This is a genomic window from Tateyamaria algicola, from assembly GCF_047715485.1.
Taxonomy (GTDB): Bacteria; Pseudomonadota; Alphaproteobacteria; order Rhodobacterales; family Rhodobacteraceae; genus Tateyamaria.
The window spans coordinates 1,335,975-1,357,286 of record NZ_CP180422.1 but is presented as its reverse complement, the minus strand read 5'-3'; the positions used below and the strand labels follow the sequence as shown (position 1 = coordinate 1,357,286).

Here is a 21,312-nt window from a genome sequence, read left to right as displayed (position 1 = left end):
GGCGCATGGCTGACGACACCGGTCCGGACCCGCGCGCCAACCTGTCAGCCTCGACCGCGTTGTTCGTGCGTCGCCCTGTGCTGGCCATCGTTGCCAACATGCTGATCCTCGTCGCGGGACTGGCTGCTTTGTCGGGGGTTCCCATCCGCGAGTTGCCCGAGGTCGACAGCCCCACGATCACGGTCTCGGCCAGCTATTCCGGCGCTTCTGCCGAAACGATGGATCAGGAAGTGACGAGTGTGCTTGAGACGGCGGCGGCGCAGGTGTCGGGGGTCAAGTCGATGTCGTCATCTTCATCCTACCAGAGCAGCCGCGTGACCGTGGAATTCACCACGGCGACCGATCTGAATGTTGCCGCATCCGACATGCGCGACGAGGTCAGCCGCGTCGGCAATGACCTGCCGGACGACCTGGATGACGATCCCACCATTGTCAAAGCGGATGCGGATGCGAGCCCCATCCTGCGCTTGGCCGTCACCTCGGACACGCTGGAGATTGATGCGCTGACCGATCTGGTCGAGGACGAGATCAGCGAGCAGTTTTCGGTCATCGACGGGGTGGCGGAAGTCACGGTGTACGGGGACCGGCCACGTGTTTTTGCCATCGATGTCGATCAATCCCAGCTTGCGACACGCGGGCTGACCGTGGCGGATCTGGCGGATGCGCTGGATGATGTGGCGCTGGATGTGCCTGCCGGGTCGCTGGGCAACGCCACGCAGGATTTTACCGTGCGCGCCACGGCGGGCCTGCAAACGGTCGAGGATTTCACCCGCCTGATCGTGGCTGATAATGTGCGGCTGGAGGATGTGGCCACTGTCAGTCTTGGCCCGGACACGGAGTCCACGACCCTGCGCGCCAATGGCAAGGTGGGCATCGGCATGAACATTGTCCGCCAGCCCGGTGCCAACACGATTGAAATTTCTGCCGCGGTGCATGACACGATTGCGCGTATGGCGCCCATCCTGCCTGACGGCGTTACCATCGATGTCACCAGTGACGATGCGACGTTCATCAACGGCGCGATCACCGAAGTGCTGAAGTCGCTGATCCTCGCCATCGTGATCGTGGTCGTCATCATCTACGTGTTTCTGCTGAACATCCGCGCGACCCTGATCCCTGCCGTCACGATGCCGGTGGCGATCATCGGCACGATTGCGGGTATCTGGATTGTTGGCTTTTCGGTGAACATCCTGACGCTGCTGGCGCTGGTTCTGGCCACGGGTCTGGTGGTGGATGATGCGATTGTCGTCCTGGAAAACATCGTGAAGAAGCGCGACGCCGGTATGCCGCCCCGGGCGGCGGCGGTGCGTGGCACAAGCGAGGTCTTCTTTGCCGTCATCACCACCACGGCGACCCTGGCGGCGGTGTTCGTGCCCCTGTCGTTCCTGCCCGGCAAGGCGGGCGGGCTGTTTCAGGAATTCGGATATGTGCTGGCGATGGCTGTCACCATCTCGTCCTTTGTCGCGCTGTCCTTGTGTCCGATGCTGGCCTCGCGCCTGCTGACGGGTGAAAAGAGTGCGGAGGCGGGCCAGACGGGTGGCCTCATGTCTGCCTTTGGGCGCTGGGCCAATCGCCGGTACACGGCCATCCTTGGGTTTTGCCTAAGCGCGCCGCTCGTTGTTTTGTCGATTGCCGCGATGTTTGCCGCTGCTGCCTGGCTGACCTTTGGTACCCTCAACGAAGAGATCACGCCCACCGAAGACCGCGCCGTTGCCCTGCTGCGGGTGTCGGCCCCCGAAGGCGTCAGCCTCGCCTACACCGACAGCCAACTCAGGCGTATCGAGGCACTGCTGGAACCCTACCGGGAGAGCGGCGAGATAGAATATGTGTTTTCGATCATTGGCTTTGGCAACAGCACCAACACGGCGCGCATGGTCATGACACTGGCCGACTGGTCCGAGCGCACGCGCAGTCAGGATGAGATCGTTGAGGAGATCAATGGCCTTCTGGCAAGCGTCAATTCCGTTCAGGCATTCGTCATCCAGCCCAATTCCCTTGGCATCCGGGGGGCGGGAGCGGGTTGCGCATGGCGATCACCGGCACCGATTACGACGAATTGTCAGAGACCGCCGAAGCGTTGAAACTGGCGCTGGAAGCCGACCGTGATATGGGCCGGATCCGGCTGTCATACGAGACAACGCAGCCGCAGATTTTTGTCAGTGTCGACCGTGAACGGGCCGATGATCTGGGCATCGACGTGTCGGGCCTGTCCACGGCCATGCAGGCGCTGCTGGATGGGGACGAGATCACCGATGTATTCGTTGATGGCGATGCGATCCCGGTCAAGCTGGTTTCGACCACCCATCCGGTGAATGACCCCACCGACCTTGAGAACATATACCTGATGGCGTCGAACGGGCGCACGGTGCCCATGTCTTCTATCGTGACGGTCGAGGAACGCGCGGTTGCGCCCTCGCTGAGCCGGGAAGAACGGTTGCGGGCGATTGTGGTCACCGCGGAATTGTCTGCGGACCTTGCCTTGCGTGATGGGATGGACCGCCTGGAGGCGGTTGCGGAGGACATTCTGCCCCCCGGCACCGGCCTGATCCCGTTGTCGGAGGCGGCCACGCTGAACGAGACGTCCAGCGGTCTGGGCATGGTGTTCGGATTTGCCATCATCATTGTCATTCTGGTTCTGGCAGCCCAGTTCGAGAGCTTTCTGAGCAGTCTGATCATTGTCGGCACTGTTCCATTGGGGTTGGCCTGCGCCGTCTTTGCCCTTGCGCTGACGGGCATGACGCTGAACGTCTACAGCCAGATCGGACTGGTCCTGCTGGTCGGGATCATGGCCAAGAACGGGATATTGATCGTCGAGTTTGCAAACCAGTTACGCGATGCGGGTGCCAGTGTTCGCGATGCGGCACAACAGGCGGCCTTGCAGCGCGTGCGCCCGGTGATGATGACGATGGTGTCGACCGTGCTGGGGAGTGTGCCGCTGATCCTGTCCTCGGGCGCGGGGGCGGAGGCGCGTCAGGCGCTGGGCTGGGTGATTTTCGGTGGCCTTGGCCTTGCCACGCTGGCCACCCTGTTCGTGACGCCCGTGGTGTACAGCCTGCTGGCCGGATTCTCGAAACCGCGCGCCGAAGAGATGCGGCGTCTGGAGCGTGAGTTGGCTGCGTAGGGGGATGGCGGGTGCTGACCGTAAAACCATGGTTCCGAGTGGTTTCAAGCGGGTCAGGTTGCGCGTTTTTCGGAATCTCGGCAGAGTTCGGTTATGTCGATCCGCGTTGCCACTGCTGCTGACATTGATGCCTGGGTTCAGTTGCGCGCCCGGTTGTGGCCGGACACGTCCCTTGAGGAACATCGGGATGAAGCGCGTGAGATGTTGGCAGCACCTGATGGGGCATGCGTCACCTTTTTGCATGATGTTGAGGGGGTCGGCCCTCGCGGCTTTGCCGAGGTGGCCTTGCGCCGTGACCACGTGAATGGGTGCGACACCTCACCTGTTGCGTTTCTTGAGGGTATCTATGTGCATCCCGAGGACCGGGGCACCGGGATTGGCACAAGCTTGCTGCAAGCGGTGCGGTCCTGGGCGCGGGATCGGGGCTGTTCGGAGCTGGGATCGGATGCGGACCTCGACAACAGGGCGAGCCACGCGTTCCATCAGGCGGTGGGGTTCGAGGAAACCGAGCGGGTCGTGTTCTTTCGACAGCGTCTCTAGACGCATTGCGCCAGTGGTGCGCGGCTTGGGCCGGTTGGCTGTTGCATCCATGACGCCCCCACCGCGCGCCTGCATGACCTGCCGTTAACCCCTTGTTGATACTTCCCTTGCCCGAACCGGCTGGACCCCCCGGCCACGGCGACAAAAGGGATAAATGGATGAACAAGGCGATCACTGATGGCGTGCTGCTGATGCCGCCAGCCTTTGAAAACGGTCTGAATGTCTGGTCGAGCGGGGATGGAACCCCGGGCTCGGACACCTATCAGAATGCGGCGAATGCGGCGTTTGTGCCTGCGGATCAGGACTTTGGCGGGTGTCTGGAGCTGCAAAAGACCACCAACCCGACGCGCGTGCGCTACATGGGTGAGACGCCGCTGTTGCCGGGGTGCTATTTGCGGGTGACGGCGCGGGTCAAGGCGATCAGTGGCAGCCTGCCATCGGTGCGCATTGCAGGCTATGCTGCGCAGGCCAATGGGTCGGCTGTGTCCGGCGTGGATACGGTGGGCCCAAGCGTTGCGCTGACCAGCTATGGCGAGGTTGTCGAGGTGTCGGCCATCATCGGGGCGGGCAATCGCAGCGGTGTCGACATGGTGTGGGGCACAGGCGCGGTTTACGGCCATTTCGGCCTTGATCTGACGGGCCCCAACGGCGGCATCGTTCGCATCGATGACATCGAGATCGAGGATGTGACATCGGTCTTTCTGCGCGACCTGCTGTCTTTTGTAGATGTGCGCGATTTTGGCGCGGTCGGGGATGGGGTCACCGACGACTCGGATGCGTTTGACGCCGCGGCTGCGGCTGCGGACGGGCGCACGATCCTTGTGCCGTCGGGCGTGTTCCGCCTGGAGAAGGACGTGGCATTCGAGGATCAGGCGAAGTTCGAGGGCAGCGTGACCATGCCCACGGACAAGATGCTGCTACTGCGCAAGAATTTCGACCTGCCGACCTATATCGAAGCGTTCAAGGACGAAGAACTGGCGTTCAAGAAGGCGTTTCAGGCGCTGCTGAACAGCTCGGATCACGAGAGCCTTGATCTGGGCGGGCGTCGGGTGTCGATCACCGAACCGCTGGACATGCAGGCCGCCGTGCCCAATCGCGACCAGTTCAACACGCGCCGGGTGATCCGCAACGGTCAGCTTGAGGCAGTGGGCGACAACTGGAACGACGTGGTTGCCACCAGCCAGGCGACCTACAGCACATCCAATACGCGCCGCCTGACCAATGTGACCAACATCGCCAACATTCCGGTCGGTGCCTATGTCACCGGCAATGGTGTGGGGCGCGAGATCTATGTGCGCAGCAAGAACGTGGGTGCGGGCGAGATCGAGCTGAACGCCCCGCTCTATGATGCGGCGGGCACGCAGAACTACACCTTCCGCCGGTTCCAGTACCTTGTCGATCTGAGCGGCTTTTCCAAGCTGTCCAAGTTCAACATGTCCAATATCGAATTCCAATGTAACGGCAAGTGTAGCGGCATCATGCTGGCCCCGGCAGGCCCGACCTTTGAGCTGCAGGAGTGTTTCATCAGCCGTCCGAAAGATCGCGGCATCACCTCGATCGGCGGGGGCTGTCAGGGCATTCTGATCGACCGTTGCCAGTTCCTGTCCAACGAGGAAAGCGAGACGGTCGACAACCGGTCGTCCATCGCGATGAACGTCAACTCGAACGACGCCAAGGTGCGCGATTGCCGTGCCACGCAGTTCCGCCACTTTGCCGTGTTGGCGGGTCAGAACCACCTGGTCATGGGCAACCACTTTTTTCAGGGCGACGGGGTGCAGAACGGTGTGCGCACGGCGGGCATCATCCTGCAGGACAACTTTACCGCGTCGGTCATTTCGGGGAACTATGTCGACAACTGCTTTATCGAGTGGACCAATGAACGTGACCCCACGCCGGCATTCTCGGGCGGGTTTTCGTTCAGTTCGTTCAGCATGACCGACAACGTGTTTCTGGCCAGCGCCGTCGCACCATGGTTCAGCTACCTCGTGGTCAAGCCGCACGGCTCGGGGCATTTCCTGAATGGTGTGACGGTCAAGGGCAACCGGTTCCGCTGCATCAACGGGGTCATCACCCGGGCGGAACGTGTCGACACCAGCTTTGCCGATTTGAACCACGATCGGAACCAGTCGGTGTTCTACGATGGCAACTCGTATCACAATGTGAGCGAGCATGCGCAGAACCCGCTGGTGGTGCTGCACACGCAGAACACCAATGCCAAGACCTGGACCGTGGGCACCAGCAACAAGCTGCCGTTCGAAGGGTTCTGCCAGTTCGTGGACTCGGTCGCGCTGACTGGTGACTTGCGCAACACAAGCAACGTCAAGGTTTATGAAAACCCGGTGGGCAAGGGCCGTGTGGGGGCGAATGAGGATGAATTCACGCTTGAATTTGCCTCGGACGTGCGCGGCCAGATCCGTGCCACGGTGCGCATGGACAAGTGATCCTCTGGCCGGGGTGTGTATGTGCCCCGGCCAGCCTGATCAAAAGGTCCGCCACACTCCAAGTTTCACGGCAAACTCGCCTTCCTTGGCCTCGACCCCCAGCTGGTAGCTGGGGGTTTCCTTGTTGCGCTGCCAGATCACCGACGGGGCCAGTGTCGTGGTGCTGGCCCCGTCGGTTTCGCTGTAAAACGCCTGCATCATCACCTTGAACCGGTCATTGAGCGTCAGGCCGAAAGTTGCGTCGAGTTTGGCCGTGTCGTTGCCGTCTTGCAGGGCCCATTCAACCGCGCTGTCCACCGCCACCCAGCCATTCCTGTTCCAGAGTGTGATGCCGCGCCCATAGCTGAGGCCAGTGCGCAGAAGCATTTCGGAATCGTCCCCGAACGTGCTGCCGATCCCGAACTCATAGGCCAGTTTGAAGCGTCTTTCGCCTGTCGGGATTGCTTTGCGCCCAAAGAGGAACACCGTGCCATCCCCCGCGCGCCCATCTGTCATGTCGATATCGACCTTGGCCCCGAGTGTCAGTTTGGGGCGGAACCCGTATTCGAGGTAGACCGATCCATCAAGGCGCCCGTCTTCGTTGTAGACGCCGCTATAGGCCAGAAATCCGGTTCCCTCCTCCCTTAGCCACGCGCCACCTGTGGCAGGGCCTGCCAGTACAAGTGCCACAAGAAAAGGGAGCGTGCGCATGGCGCCAATCTCGTTCGGGTTGGAATCCCCCGAGTTGGCCCGATCTTGGTTAACAAACAGTTAGGACGGCCTGTGCCGGACTGGCCGCGGCGGGTTGGTGACTTATGTTTGGGCGATGAATTTACCGATCGAGAATGTTCAATCCTACCCGCGCCCTCCGGCGCTGGAACCTGTGCCCCAAAGGGTGCGTATCGTGTTGGGAGGTGTCGTCGTGACTGACACGACAGGTGCCTTGCGGGTCCTCGAGACGCATCATGCGCCCACCTACTACGTGCCGCCCGATGATGTAGAGGCCGCGATCCGGCCTGCACCCGGCGCATCCTTTTGCGAATGGAAGGGGCAGGCGAGTTACTGGTCTGTTCAGGCAGGCAATGTTGTGGCCGAGGCCGCGGCGTGGAGTTATCCATCCCCCACCTCAACCTTTGAACCGCTCAAGGACTACCTTGCCTTTTACGCCGCCAGCCTTGATGCCTGTTATGTCGGGGACGTGCGCGTGCAGCCCCAGCCCGGCGAATTCTACGGCGGTTGGGTGACGCCGAACCTGCAAGGCCAGATCAAGGGCGCGCCCGGTACGCGGCACTGGTGATACCCAGTTGTGGGGATGCAATTCGGCGGGTTGCGCTTACATCATATGAAACGAATGATGGAGGATGCCCATGCTATGCCCGATTGACGGAACTGCCCTTGTGATCGCCGACCGCTCTGGTGTGGAAATCGACTATTGCCCGGCCTGCCGCGGCGTGTGGCTGGACCGGGGTGAGTTGGACAAGATCATCGAACGTTCCGCCGCCTATGCCGAAACGCCGCCCCCGCCGCCCCAGCGCGGCTATGACGACCGGGATCACGACGCGCGCAGCTATGACACCGGTCGCAGGCGCAAGAAAAAGAGCGGGATGGGCGATTTCCTCGGCGACATCTTCGATTTCTAGGCCACCCGGCTCATCAGCACCATGGCAAGCAGGGCACATCCCAGCCCTGCATATTCGCGGGCATGCAGCGTCTCGTTGAAGTAGAGCGCACCGATGATGGCCAGCGCGATCAGCGTGAGCATGGAATAGGCCACGCCCGCCTGCGCCAGCGACACGTGCTGCATCGCAAAGAACCAGAACAGGGCCGAAACCGCATAAAGCACGCAGCCCAGCATCACGAGGCCCGACCACATCGGCTGATTGCCGTCCGCGGCCACTTTGATGACGTAGTCACCGATGATCACGATCAGTGCCGTGACAAATGCAAACCCGAAACCAAATAGAATATGACTCATCTTGACGCCCTTTGTTCAGGGCTCCGCTGAAATGCGCGGGGCTGTGAATGAATGGACTGAGGGTATCAGGTGCCGCGCGTGGCCCGTAGTGGGGTATTCCCCACCTTCAGGCGATGGGCGCGGTTGTGCAGGCCCGGAACTGTTCCACCGGCTGTGCCGCCCCGTCGAGTGAGAGGGTAATGGCGGCCGTGTTGGTGAAGGCGGTGGCGGTCTGATTGTATTGCAGCCCGTCCAGCACATTGCCGAACCCTGTATCCGTCACCGTCAGGGTCGTGCCGCTGATCTCGTGGCGCGGGGTCGAGATGGTGTTGGGGTTCGCCCCATCGAAGCGCATCGAGAATGTGGGGGCCGCGGGCCACCCGTCTGCCGTGGTGAGCGCGATGGCATAGAGGCGCGTGGCATGGTCATAGGTGACGGTGACCTCTGCGCCGTTTTCCGTGTGGGTGAGCGTGCAGATGGGGGCTGCGGAGAACTCCCAAGCGTGGGCCGGGGCAGTGAGGAGGGCGAGGGCGATCAGTGTACGCATGGGGCGGAGGTAGGGTGGTTTGGCCGCCTCGCCAGTGCGGAGGCTGTTTCGGGGTGCTGATTGTGGGTTAAGCGGAGCCGAGTGATCTCGGGTTTGTCAGAGCCGTACACCGGAGCGGTTTGGATGTGTTATGATGGGCGGGAGGAGGACGCCCATGCTCACCATCGACGCTGCCACCGACTGCCAAACCGTCATCACTACCTTCGAATGCTCGCCCGGCACCTGCGCTGACCTGCTGGACAAGTTGCAAGGGGCCTACGCTGACTTCATCTCGCATCAGCCGGGGTTCATTGCCGCCGGGCTGCACGTGAACGACGCGCAGACGCGGATCGCCAATTACTCGCAGTGGGCGCGTAGGGAGGATTTTCAGGCGATGTTGCGGAGTGAGGAGATGCGGGCGCGAAACCGTGAGATCGCAGGGCTGTGCACGCGGTTCGAGCCGGTGATGTACGAGGTGGCGGGGGTGTTTTAGAGGCGCGACTTAGCGGAGCGGGACAACTCATAAGGGGGCATCAGGGCTCCTTAGACATTCGTATGCCTTGCCGTTGTCTAATCCTCCAGTTTGGACCTGTTCCATGACGATAAACACAATAGTGTTCGGGGTATCAGTTATGTACGGTAGTATTGGCGACAAAAGTTTGGCTTTGGTGTATTAATCTACGAGCAACTATAGCGGTATTGGATATTGGGAAGCTGGTGGTTTTGGTTCACCGTCTTTCTGCATTGCTGCAACAAAGCTTCTTGCATATTCAAACAAGCATGTACTAGCATCGGCATACAAGTACTTTTTAATAAGATCAGTCAGAAGATTTGTTTAACTCACATAGCAACTGCTAGGAGATTTTTTATTGAGTGACAAAAATCCGAAGGGTGGTGGATCAAGAAATCTGGTTATTGCCGGAGCAGCTTTGTCTAGTATTTTCGTTTTTGTTGTCGCCGAAACAACAGGCGATGCAATTTTAGCCGCCTGGACTAAAGAGCCTGAGCCATTTCACGAGTTATCTTCTTCCCGAACCCGTGATCGATTTGAGTCATTCCAATCAGATGTAGGTTTCAAATATTCGGAGGTTGACTGCATTGTGCCATCGGCAAGTGATTTTAATGACTTTGGAGATAGCCTACGCGTGTACCGCGCCAAAGGGAGTGAAGAGTTCATCACGTTTTTTGAGATAGGTTCTCGAAAAAAGCTGGAAAGAATTTCTCAGTTATTTGGAGTTCCAGAATTACCTCTAGAATTCTCGCTATCATTAGAATACACAGAGTTTAAGACGGGGCCAATCTTGACGCTAATACCCGAGCGGCTAGCCGACTTTAGTGCGGAAACATGGCCAAAGATGTATTACGATCCGTTTGGATCAAAGCTTTTTAAAGAACTATGTATCGATACGGCCTGAAGTATTAGCAAGCCGGACTACCGCCCCCGCCGCTTCACATTCCCGCCGCGTTGCCCAGCCCGCCCCGCCGTTGACCGCCCCGAAGCCTTCTGCGCGTCCCCGACCGCCTTTTCCACCGCGTATTGCCGCGCCATGGGGTCGTCGGCGACCACGAGGTCCACGGCCTCCAGTCGTTTGACCTCGTCGCGCAACCGTGCGGCCTCTTCGAACTCGAGGTTCTCGGCGGCCTTGCGCATGTCGGCGCGCAAGCCATCCAGCACCGCCTGCAGGTTGCCGCCTGCCAGCGAGTTGTCGATCTTGGCCGTCACGCGGCTTTGGTCCGTGTCGCCCTTGTAAAGGCCAGCCAGCACATCCTCGACGTTCTTTTTAACCGTCGCGGGTGTGATGCCGTGTTCGAGGTTGTAGGCCTCTTGCTTGGCCCGGCGGCGATTGGTTTCGGCAAGGGCGCGCTCCATCGATCCTGTCACCTTGTCGGCATACATGATCACGCGACCATCGGCGTTCCGCGCGGCCCGCCCGATGGTCTGCACCAGCGAGGTTTCGGAGCGCAGGAACCCTTCCTTGTCCGCATCGAGGATTGCGACCAGCCCGCATTCGGGGATGTCCAGCCCCTCGCGCAGCAGGTTGATCCCGATCAGCACGTCAAAGGCGCCCAAGCGCAGATCGCGCAGGATTTCGATCCGTTCGAGCGTGTCGATGTCGGAGTGCATGTAGCGGACCTTGATCCCCTGTTCGTGCATGTATTCGGTCAGATCCTCGGCCATCCGCTTGGTCAGCGTGGTGCAGAGCGTGCGCATGCCGTCTGCAGTGACCTTGCGCACCTCGTCCAGCAGATCGTCGACCTGCATGGACACGGGACGGATTTCGACGGGCGGGTCGAGCAGGCCGGTGGGGCGGATCACCTGTTCGGTGAAGACACCGCCGGATTGTTCCAGCTCCCACGCGGCAGGCGTGGCCGAGACGAAGACGGACTGGGGGCGCATGGCGTCCCATTCCTCGAATTTGAGGGGACGGTTGTCCATGCAGGAGGGCAGGCGGAAGCCGTGTTCGGCCAGCGTGAACTTGCGCCGGTAGTCGCCTTTGTACATGCCGCCGATCTGGGGGACGGAGACGTGGGATTCATCGGCAAACACGATGGCGTTGTCGGGGATGAATTCGAACAGGGTGGGGGGCGGCTCGCCCGGCGCGCGGCCCGTGAGGTAGCGCGAGTAGTTCTCGATCCCGTTGCACACGCCTGTCGCTTCGAGCATCTCGAGATCGAAGTTGGTGCGCTGTTCGAGCCGTTGCGCCTCGAGCAGTTTGCCCTCGTTCACGAGTTGGTCGAGCCTGATTTTCAGCTCTTTCTTGATGTTGATGATGGCCTGGGACATCGTCGGTTTGGGCGTGACGTAGTGCGAATTCGCATAGACGCGGATGTGTTCCATCGTGTCCGTTTTTTCCCCCGTCAGGGGGTCAAATTCCGTGATGCTTTCCAGTTCCTCGCCAAAAAAAGAGAGCCGCCAGGCGCGGTCATCGAGGTGGGCAGGGAAGATTTCGAGGGAGTCGCCGCGCACCCGGAAGCAGCCGCGAAAGAAGGCGGAATCGTTGCGTTTGTATTGCTGAGCGACGAGGTCTGCGATGACCTGGCGCTGGTCGTAGGATTTGCCGACCTTGATGTCCTGCGTCATGGCCCCGTAGGTCTCGACCGACCCGATGCCGTATATGCACGAGACCGAGGCGACGATGACCACGTCGTCGCGTTCCAAGAGCGCCCGCGTGGCCGAGTGGCGCATGCGGTCGATCTGTTCGTTGATCTGGGATTCTTTTTCTATGTAGGTGTCGGACCGCGCCACGTAGGCCTCGGGCTGGTAGTAGTCGTAGAAGCTGACGAAGTACTCGACGGCATTGTCGGGGAAGAAGCCCTTGAACTCGCCATACAGCTGCGCCGCCAGCGTCTTGTTGGGCGCAAGGATGATGGCGGGGCGCTGGGTTTCCTCGATCACCTTGGCCATGGTGTAGGTCTTGCCCGTGCCCGTCGCGCCCAGCAGCACCTGGTCGCGGTCGCCCGCCAGCACGCCTGCGCTCAATTCCTCGATCGCGGTGGGCTGATCGCCTGCGGGCTCGAACTCGGTATTCATCACCAGCCGCTTGCCGCCTTCGAGTTTGAGGCGGGTGCGCACGTCCTCGGCCGGGTTGGCAAGGAAGGTGTCTGAGGAATCGGTGTGGACATGGGGCATGTGGCGCGTCTCCTTGCCTGATCAATGTGTCACAGCGCGGCGCGGATGCAAGGGTGGGTCCTGACAGAAACAGGCAGCAGGCCCGGCTTTGTCAGCAGGCGGGACTCTGCCGGTTGCCAATGAGTGGTCTCGTGCTCTGGTTGAATTTGATCAATAATCGGCAGCAGCAATTTCAGACATATTTCGACTTGATGCTTTTCCCGAGGGGGCTGGCATGGCGACGGTAATCTTGCAATTGCGTGGCGATCAGCTGGGCACCTATTCTTCGCTCAGTGGTACGGGCAACGGCGTGAACCGCGCGGTGACGCTGGAGGACGTGGAGGCCCTGGGCACGGCATCGCAGATGTTTGAAGTGACCGTCGAACAGGTGAGTACTGGCGATACTCAGTTCGAGAACGGGCAGTTCGTGACCATCCGCAATGCGGACGGCGATGTGGTTGTGCAGCGCACGAACGTACAGCCGGACACCCAGCAGGGTTTGGGTGCCGGTGACGAGCATCTGATCCTCAACCAGCGCAATGTCGTGATTGATCTGGGCGGCGTGCCGGTCGGGCCGGAGGAGGTGCAATATGCCAATGCGGATGAGGTTGCAGGCTCGGACGGTGATGATGACGGAGAGCTCGACTTTGCCGACTTTCCCTGTTTTGCGGAGGGGACGTTGATCGACACCCCGACCGGGCCGCGCCCAGTTGAAACGCTTGCGCCGGGTGACATGCTGGCGACCAATGGGGACGCGCATGTGCAGTTGCGGTGGACGGCGTCGCGGCGTGTCGACCTCAGCCAGGCGGATGCGGCGAGCAAGCCCGTGGCGATACGGGCAGGCAGCCTTGGCCCCGATCTGCCGGAGCGCGACCTGGTCGTGTCGCCCGATCACCGTGTTCTGCTGCGTAACTCTGCGGTCGAGTATCTGTTTGATCAGCCCGAGGGGTTGGCCCCGTCCAAGGCGCTGATGTCTTTGCCCGGTGTGCGTCAGATGATGGGCAAGCGGCACATCACCTATTTCAGCCTGTTGACGGAGTACCACGCCGTGATCCGCGCCGAGGGCTTGCCGGTCGAGACCCTATTTCCCGGCCGTATGGCGCTAGGGCGGCTGGGTGTTCTGGCGCAGGTGCGCATCATGTCCCTGATCCCAGGCCTGTCCGAACAGGACAGGGATGCCACGGGCGGGGATGACGATGTGCCTGACCTCGGCACTGCATATCCCCCTGCCTGCCGGTTGTTGAGCATGCGCGAGGCGCGCGATGTCTTGCAGGTGCAGGCCGCACGCAACAGGAACGTCAGCGGGGACGAGGCATGGACACGGCCCGCAGCCTATCCGCTGGCGCTCGAGATGCGCCGCTGACAGCGGCAGCCCTAGCCCGGTTCTGGTGTGTGGAGACCCATGGGAGCGTCAACGCCCTTGAGCGTTTCGGTGCTGACTAAGCGCATCGGCACCTGGGCGATCTGCGCGACGCTGTCGGATACCAGCACGGATTGATCGAGCCGTGCACAAAAGGATTCAACGCGGGATGCGATGTTGACCGCTTGCCCCAATATGGTGAAATCGATCCGGGCCCGCGCGCCGACATTGCCATAAAGCACCGCGCCGTAGTGGATGCCGATGCCGAAGGGCACGGGCAGTTCAGCCAGTGCCGCAATACCGTGCGCGGCGTGGGCCGCGGCGATCGCCTGGCGGCAGGCCTGTTGCCGCCCCTGGTCGCTGCCGTCGCTCGGGAACAGCGCCAACACGCCGTCGCCCATGAATTTCAGGATTTCGCCGTCATTGTTGTCGACCGCGTCCGAGATCACCTCGAAATAGCGGTTGGCGATGTCCAGCGCTTCGGTCGCGGGGCGGGTGGCGTTGAGCGCAGTCCAGCCCCGGATGTCGGAAAACAGGATCGCCGCCTCGATCGTTTCGATGTCGCCTCGGGTGATCTGCCCATCCAGCACGCGCTGTCCCGTTCGCTGTCCCAGGTAGCTTTCGGCGATGGCGGTGGCGAGGTGGTGGTTGCCGTGTGCCTCGATCACGGGGGCGAGCACGGCGCTGATGGTGTCCAGCGCGGCGATTTCGTCATCGCTGAACCCGCCCGCACCGTCGCACACATACATCACGATGGCGCCCGAGCCCTGGGCGCTGAACAGCGGCAGGGCATAGTAGTCCGTGGCGCCACGCAGTTTCATTTCGTGCAGGACGACGTGGTCGTCTTCGGTCAGCGCATCCGACAGGTTGCGCCGGAGCGGGCGGTGGGTGCGGTTCACATATTCCATCGGACTGCCGATGTAGCCCGAGCGTTGTTCGAGCCCGTGGGGCGCGGCCACCTGCACGATGGGGCCGCCCGCGGCCTCCCAGACCACGCTGAGCGCTGCGGTAAGCGGATGCGTGGTGCGCAGCCCGATGCGGATGCGCATAAGTGACATGCCCTCCTCGATCAGGCGCGCGCCCAGCCCGTCGGCCATCGCCTGCAGGCCATCCATGCGGCCCGTGTTCAGGATCCAGGCGACGTGGGATTGGGTGTCGATCATTCCTATCATATGTGCTGCTGCCGTCCTGAGACAATTCGCATCTTGCGACGGAGGTGTGAATTGCCGATATATCGGGGCAAGAGTTCAAGGAGCCCATCATGCGTGCACGCATCTACCAGCCTGCCAAGACCGCCATGTCGTCCGGCACGGCCAAGACCAAGCACTGGGTGCTGGAATTTGCCCCGGCCTCGGCCCGGTCGGTGGATCCGCTGATGGGTTGGACCTCGTCCAGTGACACCCAGGCGCAGGTGCGCATGTCCTTCGACACCAAGGAGGCCGCGCTGGATTACGCGCAGGAACACGGCATTGATGCGGTCGTGCAAGAACCCAACAAGCGCAAGGCCAACATCCGCCCCGGCGGATATGGCGAAAACTTTGCCACAGGTCGGCGCGGGGCATGGACGCACTAAGCGTAGCCCGAGACACGCCAGAGGCGTCGGACGTTCAGGCTCTGCTGACGCGCCATTTCGATCTGATGCGCGCGTCGTCCCCCGAAGAAAGCTGTCACGTGATGGAGCCCGGCGCACTGCTGGACCGGGGCGCCGTTCTGTATGCCGTGCGTGATGGGGATGTGCTGTTGGGCGTCGGGGCGCTGGCGCAACTGGATGCGCACCATGGCGAGTTGAAATCGATGCACACGGCGGCTCAGGCGCGCGGGCGCGGTGTGGGCCGTTTGATCCTGACCGCGCTGCTGGATCATGCGCGCGATGGCGGCATGGCCCGCGTGAGTCTTGAAACCGGTTCAGCCGAGTTGTTCGCCCCGGCACGTGCGCTTTATGCGGCGCATGGCTTTGTCACCTGCCCGCCGTTCGGGGCCTATGTCCACGACCCGCTCAGTGTTTTCATGACCCGCACCCTTTGACGGCTTGCCACATCCGCGCACCTGCGGCATGACTGACCCCAGCGGTCCCTTAGCTCAACTGGATAGAGCAGCTGACTTCTAATCAGCAGGTTGAGGGTTCGAGTCCTTCAGGGATCGCCAGTCTGTCGTTAACGCGGTGTTTTCCGCCATCTTGCGAAAGGTCGAGCACCTGCGTCCCGCGTTGAGGTGGCGTGCCTGGTCTCGGACGGCCCCGTAGGCTAGGCTGCGTCGGAATGTGGGCAGGCCACCATGTGATCGCTTGCGACGAATGCTGGTTCCGGCATCGCCTCGGCGCAGCTGGGGCGGGCAATCGGGCATCGGGTGCGAAAGACACAGCCCGAGGGCGGGGCGAGGGGCGAGGGCAGTTCGCCTTCCAGAACGGGGCGGAAGCGGGCCCGCTCGGCCTTGGGCGAGGGGATCGGAACAGAGGCAATCAGCGCCTTGGTGTAGGGATGGCGCGGGTTCTCGATCAACGCGGCAGCGCTGGCCGTTTCGACGATGCGGCCCAGATACATCACCGCGATCCGGTGCGAGATGTGGCGCACCACACTCAGGTCGTGGGCGATGAACAAGAGCGACAGGCCCATCTCGCGTTGCAGCTCTTGCAACAGGTTCACCACCTGCGCCTGGACCGAGACGTCCAGCGCGCTGACCGGTTCGTCACAGACGACAAGGTCGGGTTCGGTGATCAGGGCACGGGCAATCCCGATCCGCTGGCATTGACCGCCCGAAAACTCGTGCGGGTAGCGGTTGACGAGTGCGGGCAGCAGGCCCACCCGTTCCATCATGGCGCCGACCTTCTTGCGCATGTCGTCCTTGGACATGTCCGGGAAATGGGTGCGCAAGGGTTCGGCCACGATCTGGCCGACCGTCATGCGCGGGTTGAGCGCGGCAAGCGGATCCTGAAACACCATCTGCACGTGGCGCCGGTGCGCGCGACTGCGATCCCGGTCCATGGCGAGGACATCCTCGCCCCGCCACAGCACCTGCCCGCCGCTGACGGGAACCGTGCCGACGATCGCGCGGGCCAGCGTCGATTTTCCGGACCCGCTTTCGCCCACAAGGCCGAGTGTCTTGCCCGGCTCGAGTGTGAGCGAGGCCTGTTTCACGGCCTGCAATGCGTCTGGTGGCGTCCATGGCCACGCGCCTTGCCGGGGCACCTTGAAGGTGACGCTGATGTTCTGGGCATCGAGCAATGGTGCCGTCATTGGATGGCCTCCCGCGGGGCGTGGCAGGCCCGGAACCGGCCCGTGTCGAAGCCTTTGAGAATGGGCATGGTTTGCATGCAGGGGTCGTGGCTGGCGGGGCAGCGGGCGCTGAACGGACACCCGGCGGGCAGTGCGGTCAAATCCGGTGGATCGCCCGGTATGGTCTGCAAGGCGTCTTGGGGCACATCAAGGCGCGGGATCGCGTTCAACAGCCCCCGGGTATATGGGTGCGAGGGCGCTTCGAACACGTCGTCCGTGGCCCCGACCTCCATCACCCGGCCCCCATACATGACAAGCGTTTCGAGGCAGGAGCCCGCAACAATCGCAAGGTCATGGGTGATCAGGATCAGGGCGGTGCCGAAGTCGCGCTGAATGTCGGCCATCAGCTGCATGATCTGGTTCTGCACCGTGACATCCAGCGCTGTCGTCGGCTCATCCGCGATCAGGAGCTTTGGGCGACATAACAGCGCCATGGCCGCCATGATCCGCTGCCGCATGCCGCCCGAAAACTCGTGCGGATACATCCTGAGCCGTGCGCGGGCATCGGGGATACGCACGGCGTCCAGCATCCTGGCGCTTTCAGCCAGTGCATCGCGTTTCGACGTGCCCGTGTGCAGCATCAGCACCTCGGCCATCTGCTCGCCCACCCGCATGTAGGGATTGAGCGAGGTCATCGGATCCTGAAAGATCATCGCGATTTCGTTGGCGCGGATCTTGTTCAGCCTGGCCTCGGGCAGGTTCAGGATTTCCTGCCCGTCAAAGCGCACGGACCCGGCGGCATGCCCGTTCTTGGCAAGCAGCCCGAGGATCGCGAAGGCCAGTTGCGTCTTGCCCGACCCGCTTTCGCCGACAATGGCCAAGCTGTCGCCGGGATCGAGGCTGAGTGTCATGCCGTTGACGGCCTTCACCGTGCCATCGGGTGTGTCAAAGCTGACGGTGAGGTCTGTAACGTCGAGGAGTGCCATGCCTTACCGATCCTTGGGATCGAGCGCGTCGCGCAGCCCGTCCCCCACAAAGAAGAACCCGAACAGGGTGATCACGAAGAAAAACAGCGGGACCAGAAGCATCCAGAGTGTGCCGTTGTTCATCTCTGCCGCGCCATTGTTGATCAGGGCGCCCCAACTGGTCAGCGGCTCCTGAACGCCAAGCCCGAGAAAGCTGATGAAGCTTTCGTAGATGATCATCGAGGGCACCAGTAGCGTGGCGTAGACGATGACCACGCCCAGCAGGTTCGGAATGATGTGGCGCAGGATGATGGTGAAGGGGCGCACACCCGTGGCCACCGCCGCCTCGATGAATTCCTTGCCGCGCAGGGTCAGTGTCTGACCCCGCGCGATCCGCGCCATGTCCAGCCAGCTGATCAGCCCGATCCCCACGAACAGCATGACAAGCGAGCGGCCAAACACCACCAGCAGCAGGATCAGCACGAACATGTAGGGGATCGACATCAACACATCGACGATCCGCATCATCACGCTGTCGATCCGCCCGCCATAGTACCCGGCGACCGCACCATAAAGCGTGCCCACGACGACCGAGATCAGCGCACCCACGATCCCCACCATCAGCGAGATCTGCGTGCCTTGCACCGTGCGCGCAAACAGGTCCCGGCCTAGCGCGTCGGTGCCGAACCAGTGTCCGGTCTCCAGCGACGGGCGCCCGCCCTCGGCGACGTTCCCCAGGACGTTCCAGTCGATATCTTCATAATTCCACGGCGCAATGAAGGGGCCGATGAGGGCAAAGATCGCGACAAGCACCAGCACAACCAGACCGACAACGGCGGCTTGATTGCGAAAAAACCGCCGGCGCGCGTCGGCCCAGAGCGAGCGGCCCTTGATCGGGGCCGTACTGGCAAGATGGTCAGCGACAGATTTGGTTGCGAGCACGGGATCAGTACCTGATTTTCGGGTCGATCCACGCGTAGAGGATATCGACCAGCAAGTTGAAAAAGACGGTCAGCGTGCCGAGCAGCACCGTGATGCCCATCATCACGCCGTAGTCCCGGTTGAGCGCCGAGGCGACAAAGAACTGCCCGATCCCGCCGGTGGAAAAGTAGATGTCGATCACGACCGACCCGGTGATCATCCCGACAAAGGCCGGGCCGAGGTAAGAGATGACGGGCAACAGGGCCGGTTTCAGCGCGTGCCGGAAGATCACCCGCCGCATCGGCAGCCCCTTGGCGCGCGCGGTGCGGATGTAGTTCGAGGTCAGCACTTCGAGCATGGAGGCCCGCGAGATGCGGGCAATCGACGCCATGAAACTCGTGGACAGCGCGATGACCGGCAGGACCAGGAATTGCCACTGACCGCCCTGCCATCCACCCCCGGGCAGCCAGCCCAGCCACAGTGTAAAGACCAGGACGAGGATCGGCGCCAACACGAAGTTGGGCAGCACCTGCGCCCCGATGGACACACCGACCGCCAGATAGTCGAGCCATGTGTTGTGGCGCACCGCCGCCAGAATACCCAGCGCACCGCCCACCAGAACGGCGACGACAAAGCTCCAGAACCCATAGGTGAGGGTCACCGGGAACCCTTGGCCGATGAGGTCATTCACATCCTGATCGCGGTAGATGAACGAGGGGCCGAAGTCGAAGGCCGTCACGATGCCGACGATGTAGCGCCATATCTGGACGAGAAAGGGTTGGTTGAGGCCGTATTGCGCCTCGAGATTGGCGAGCACGGCAGGGGGGATGCCACGCTCGGTCGCGAAGGGGCTGCCGGGCGCGGCGTACATCAGCACAAAGGTGCCCACGATCAGGATCAAAAGAACCGGGATCGCGACCAACATGCGCTTGATTATGAATGAAATCATGTGAGTGACCAGGCGTTGGGGCGGGCGCGTTCACCCGCCCCAAGGGCCATCAATCGGCAGCGACGCGGTAGATGTCGCGCACGTACCAGTTGTTTTCCACGTTCTCCATCGGCCAGTTCTTGATGGTCGGATCAAGAACGAAGGTCTGGGTGTAGTGGTAGATCGGCAGGATCGCCATGTCTTCGGCCAGGATCTTTTCGACCTGCGTATAGACCGGTTGCGGGTCGGACATGGTGACGCTTTCGACCATCAGCCGGTCGACGTCTTCGCTGCTGTACTTGCCGTCGTTGTTGGTGTTGCGGGTGGTCAGAAGATCTAGGAAGGTCGACGCTTCGTTATAATCGCCGCACCATGCAGAGCGCGCGATGTCGAAGTTCTGGTTGCCGCGAATGTCGAGATAGGATTGCCATTCAAAGTTGCTGAGTTTCACCGTCACGCCCAGCGGGCGCCACATCTGGCTGACTACGGTGGCGATCTGTTTGTGGTTTTCCGAGGTGTTGTAGATCAGGTCCACCTCGATCGGATTGCCCGGGCCATAGCCCGCCTCCTGCATCAGCGCCATGGCGCGTTCCATGCGTTCCTGCTGGCTCCACAGAGCATAGTCGATCGAGGGCAGTTCGAACCCGGCGGTCGCCCAATGGGTAAAGCTGAACGCGGGGGCCTGACCGGCCTTGAGCACCTGATCCGTGATGACCTCGCGGTTGATCATGTAGCTGAGGGCCTTGCGCACGCGGGGGTCTTGCAGGGCTTCGTGCCCGCTTTCGGACTGGTTGACAGTGTAATAGTACGAACACAGGCGGGGCACGGAATGCGCCACATCTGGTGTTTCCTCCTCAAGCCGGGGATAGCTGCCCGCTGGCAGGTCATCCATCATGTCGAATTCGCCCGCCTTGAACCGGTTCAGCGCCTGGTTGGCGTCGTTGATGACGTAGCCGGTGATTTCAGTGATGATCACGTCATCCGCCGCCCAGTATTCCGGGTTCTGGACCAATCGCACGAATTCGTTCACCGCTATGTCGTCCAGCTTGTAAGCGCCGTTCGAGACGATATTGGCGGGGTTGGTCCAATCCGCGCCGTGGGCTTCGATCGTCGGCTGATGCGTCGGCATGAAGGTGTAGTGCACCGTCATCTGCGGAAAATAGGGCAGGGGCTGTTCCAGCGTGACCTCGAGCGTGTGATCGTCAATCGCGCGCACGCCCAGTTCTTCGGTGCTGGCCTCACCTGCGATGGCCGCGGCGGCATTGGTGATCTGGCTCAGTTCCACATACCAGGCGTATTCGGATGCCGTGGCCGGGTCGGCTGCGCGTCGCCAGGCATAGACGAAATCCTGCGCCACGACCGGATCACCGTTGGACCATCGCGCGTCATTGCGCAGCTTGAAGGTCCATGTCGTGTTGTCGTCCGATGACCATTCCTCGGCCACACCGGGGCGCAGACTGCCGTCGGCATTTTGCGTCAACAGCCCCTCGAACAGTTGCCGCGCGAGGTGCCCACCCACCGTTTCCTCGATCAATTGCGGGTCGATGGAGGGGAATTGATCCAGCAGGCGGTACTTGAAGGTCTGGTCAGCGGCCAGCGTTTCGCCGGTCACGGGATGCGTGTCCTGCGCCCAGATTGGGGTGGAAAGGGCCAGCGCCAGCACTGCCGAAGTGGTCAAAAGTCCATGTTTGGTCATGTGTGTCTCCCTGATGTTTGCGCGTTGGGCCGTCTGATGCTGACGCATCGACGTCGCCA

Annotated in this window: 21 protein-coding genes and 1 tRNA gene; 12 read left to right on the top strand and 10 right to left on the bottom strand. The window is 61.7% G+C overall.

The features are described 5' to 3' along the window. The first annotated feature begins 5 nt into the window (after positions 1-5). From ACMHLQ_RS09050 to ACMHLQ_RS09035, 4 genes are all read left to right on the top strand, one after another. Positions 6-2,081, top strand: a complete 2,076-nt coding sequence (locus tag ACMHLQ_RS09050; RefSeq protein ID WP_415404449.1) for an efflux RND transporter permease subunit — start codon at positions 6-8, stop codon at positions 2,079-2,081. Next, entirely contained in the window at positions 2,027-3,121 is a 1,095-nt protein-coding gene (locus ACMHLQ_RS09045) for an efflux RND transporter permease subunit (protein ID WP_415404448.1), read from the top strand. Before ACMHLQ_RS09050 ends, ACMHLQ_RS09045 begins: the two co-directional genes overlap by 55 nt. 93 nt (positions 3,122-3,214) lie before the next feature. Next, a complete protein-coding gene (aac(6'), locus tag ACMHLQ_RS09040) occupies positions 3,215-3,661 on the top strand; it encodes an aminoglycoside 6'-N-acetyltransferase (RefSeq protein WP_415404447.1) in 447 nt (148 codons plus the stop codon). Positions 3,662-3,819: 158 nt separating this feature from the next. Next, positions 3,820-6,102: a glycosyl hydrolase family 28-related protein gene (locus ACMHLQ_RS09035; RefSeq protein ID WP_415404446.1), complete on the top strand. Its 2,283-nt coding sequence runs from the start codon at positions 3,820-3,822 to the stop codon at positions 6,100-6,102. A gap of 39 nt (positions 6,103-6,141) precedes the next feature. On the opposite strand, the gene ACMHLQ_RS09030 is transcribed toward ACMHLQ_RS09035, so the two are convergent. After that, positions 6,142-6,792, bottom strand: a complete 651-nt coding sequence (locus tag ACMHLQ_RS09030) for a hypothetical protein (RefSeq protein WP_415404445.1) — start codon at positions 6,790-6,792, stop codon at positions 6,142-6,144. Between the two features lie 115 nt (positions 6,793-6,907). Here ACMHLQ_RS09030 and ACMHLQ_RS09025 point away from each other — a divergent pair, with 115 nt between their 5' ends. Together ACMHLQ_RS09025 and ACMHLQ_RS09020 are read left to right on the top strand one after the other, a co-directional pair. After that, positions 6,908-7,378: a DUF427 domain-containing protein gene (locus ACMHLQ_RS09025; RefSeq protein ID WP_415404444.1), complete on the top strand. Its 471-nt coding sequence runs from the start codon at positions 6,908-6,910 to the stop codon at positions 7,376-7,378. A 70-nt stretch (positions 7,379-7,448) separates the two neighbouring features. Continuing rightward, positions 7,449-7,721 (top strand): zf-TFIIB domain-containing protein, encoded by a 273-nt coding sequence (locus ACMHLQ_RS09020; protein ID WP_415404443.1) that lies wholly within the window; start codon positions 7,449-7,451, stop codon positions 7,719-7,721. On the opposite strand, the gene ACMHLQ_RS09015 is transcribed toward ACMHLQ_RS09020, so the two are convergent. Together ACMHLQ_RS09015 and ACMHLQ_RS09010 are read right to left on the bottom strand one after the other, a co-directional pair. Beyond that, a complete protein-coding gene (locus ACMHLQ_RS09015) occupies positions 7,718-8,056 on the bottom strand; it encodes an EamA family transporter (protein ID WP_415404442.1) in 339 nt (112 codons plus the stop codon). The genes ACMHLQ_RS09020 and ACMHLQ_RS09015 overlap by 4 nt on opposite strands. Before the next feature lie 106 nt (positions 8,057-8,162). Beyond that, the gene (locus tag ACMHLQ_RS09010; RefSeq protein ID WP_415404441.1) at positions 8,163-8,582 is read right to left on the bottom strand and encodes a hypothetical protein; all 420 of its coding nucleotides are present in this window, start codon (positions 8,580-8,582) and stop codon (positions 8,163-8,165) included. Between the two features lie 154 nt (positions 8,583-8,736). Between ACMHLQ_RS09010 and ACMHLQ_RS09005 the strand changes: the two genes are divergently transcribed. Beyond that, entirely contained in the window at positions 8,737-9,054 is a 318-nt protein-coding gene (locus ACMHLQ_RS09005; RefSeq protein ID WP_415404440.1) for an antibiotic biosynthesis monooxygenase family protein, read from the top strand. Between the two features lie 376 nt (positions 9,055-9,430). Beyond that, positions 9,431-9,976 (top strand): hypothetical protein, encoded by a 546-nt coding sequence (locus tag ACMHLQ_RS09000; protein ID WP_415404439.1) that lies wholly within the window; start codon positions 9,431-9,433, stop codon positions 9,974-9,976. A gap of 17 nt (positions 9,977-9,993) precedes the next feature. Here the strand turns inward: ACMHLQ_RS09000 and uvrB are convergent, their stop codons facing one another. Next, a complete protein-coding gene (gene uvrB, locus ACMHLQ_RS08995; RefSeq protein WP_415404438.1) occupies positions 9,994-12,192 on the bottom strand; it encodes an excinuclease ABC subunit UvrB in 2,199 nt (732 codons plus the stop codon). Positions 12,193-12,406: 214 nt separating this feature from the next. Between uvrB and ACMHLQ_RS08990 the strand changes: the two genes are divergently transcribed. Next, positions 12,407-13,534 (top strand): Hint domain-containing protein, encoded by a 1,128-nt coding sequence (locus tag ACMHLQ_RS08990; RefSeq protein WP_415404437.1) that lies wholly within the window; start codon positions 12,407-12,409, stop codon positions 13,532-13,534. An 11-nt stretch (positions 13,535-13,545) separates the two neighbouring features. Here the strand turns inward: ACMHLQ_RS08990 and ACMHLQ_RS08985 are convergent, their stop codons facing one another. Beyond that, the gene (locus tag ACMHLQ_RS08985; protein ID WP_415404436.1) at positions 13,546-14,694 is read right to left on the bottom strand and encodes an adenylate/guanylate cyclase domain-containing protein; all 1,149 of its coding nucleotides are present in this window, start codon (positions 14,692-14,694) and stop codon (positions 13,546-13,548) included. Between the two features lie 98 nt (positions 14,695-14,792). Between ACMHLQ_RS08985 and ACMHLQ_RS08980 the strand changes: the two genes are divergently transcribed. The 3 genes from ACMHLQ_RS08980 (at position 14,793) to ACMHLQ_RS08970 (ending at position 15,676) form a co-directional block, all read left to right on the top strand. After that, positions 14,793-15,104 (top strand): ETC complex I subunit, encoded by a 312-nt coding sequence (locus ACMHLQ_RS08980; protein ID WP_415404435.1) that lies wholly within the window; start codon positions 14,793-14,795, stop codon positions 15,102-15,104. Further along, a complete protein-coding gene (locus ACMHLQ_RS08975) occupies positions 15,092-15,556 on the top strand; it encodes a GNAT family N-acetyltransferase (RefSeq protein ID WP_415404434.1) in 465 nt (154 codons plus the stop codon). The genes ACMHLQ_RS08980 and ACMHLQ_RS08975 overlap by 13 nt, the downstream gene beginning before the upstream one ends. Positions 15,557-15,599: 43 nt before the next feature. Further along, positions 15,600-15,676: transfer RNA gene (locus tag ACMHLQ_RS08970), tRNA-Arg, on the top strand. A 98-nt stretch (positions 15,677-15,774) separates the two neighbouring features. Here the strand turns inward: ACMHLQ_RS08970 and ACMHLQ_RS08965 are convergent. The 5 genes from ACMHLQ_RS08965 to ACMHLQ_RS08945 are packed head-to-tail and all read right to left on the bottom strand — an operon-like array spanning position 15,775 to position 21,253. Continuing rightward, complete coding sequence (locus tag ACMHLQ_RS08965) at positions 15,775-16,764, bottom strand: oligopeptide/dipeptide ABC transporter ATP-binding protein (protein WP_415404433.1); 990 nt, start codon at positions 16,762-16,764, stop codon at positions 15,775-15,777. Continuing rightward, a complete protein-coding gene (locus ACMHLQ_RS08960; protein ID WP_415404432.1) occupies positions 16,761-17,729 on the bottom strand; it encodes an oligopeptide/dipeptide ABC transporter ATP-binding protein in 969 nt (322 codons plus the stop codon). Before ACMHLQ_RS08960 ends, ACMHLQ_RS08965 begins: the two co-directional genes overlap by 4 nt. Positions 17,730-17,732: 3 nt before the next feature. Next, complete coding sequence (locus ACMHLQ_RS08955; protein ID WP_415404431.1) at positions 17,733-18,650, bottom strand: ABC transporter permease subunit; 918 nt, start codon at positions 18,648-18,650, stop codon at positions 17,733-17,735. Between the two features lie 4 nt (positions 18,651-18,654). Next, a complete protein-coding gene (gene oppB / locus ACMHLQ_RS08950; protein WP_415404430.1) occupies positions 18,655-19,578 on the bottom strand; it encodes an oligopeptide ABC transporter permease OppB in 924 nt (307 codons plus the stop codon). A gap of 49 nt (positions 19,579-19,627) precedes the next feature. Further along, positions 19,628-21,253 (bottom strand): peptide ABC transporter substrate-binding protein, encoded by a 1,626-nt coding sequence (locus ACMHLQ_RS08945; protein WP_415404429.1) that lies wholly within the window; start codon positions 21,251-21,253, stop codon positions 19,628-19,630. Positions 21,254-21,312: the final 59 nt, after the last annotated feature.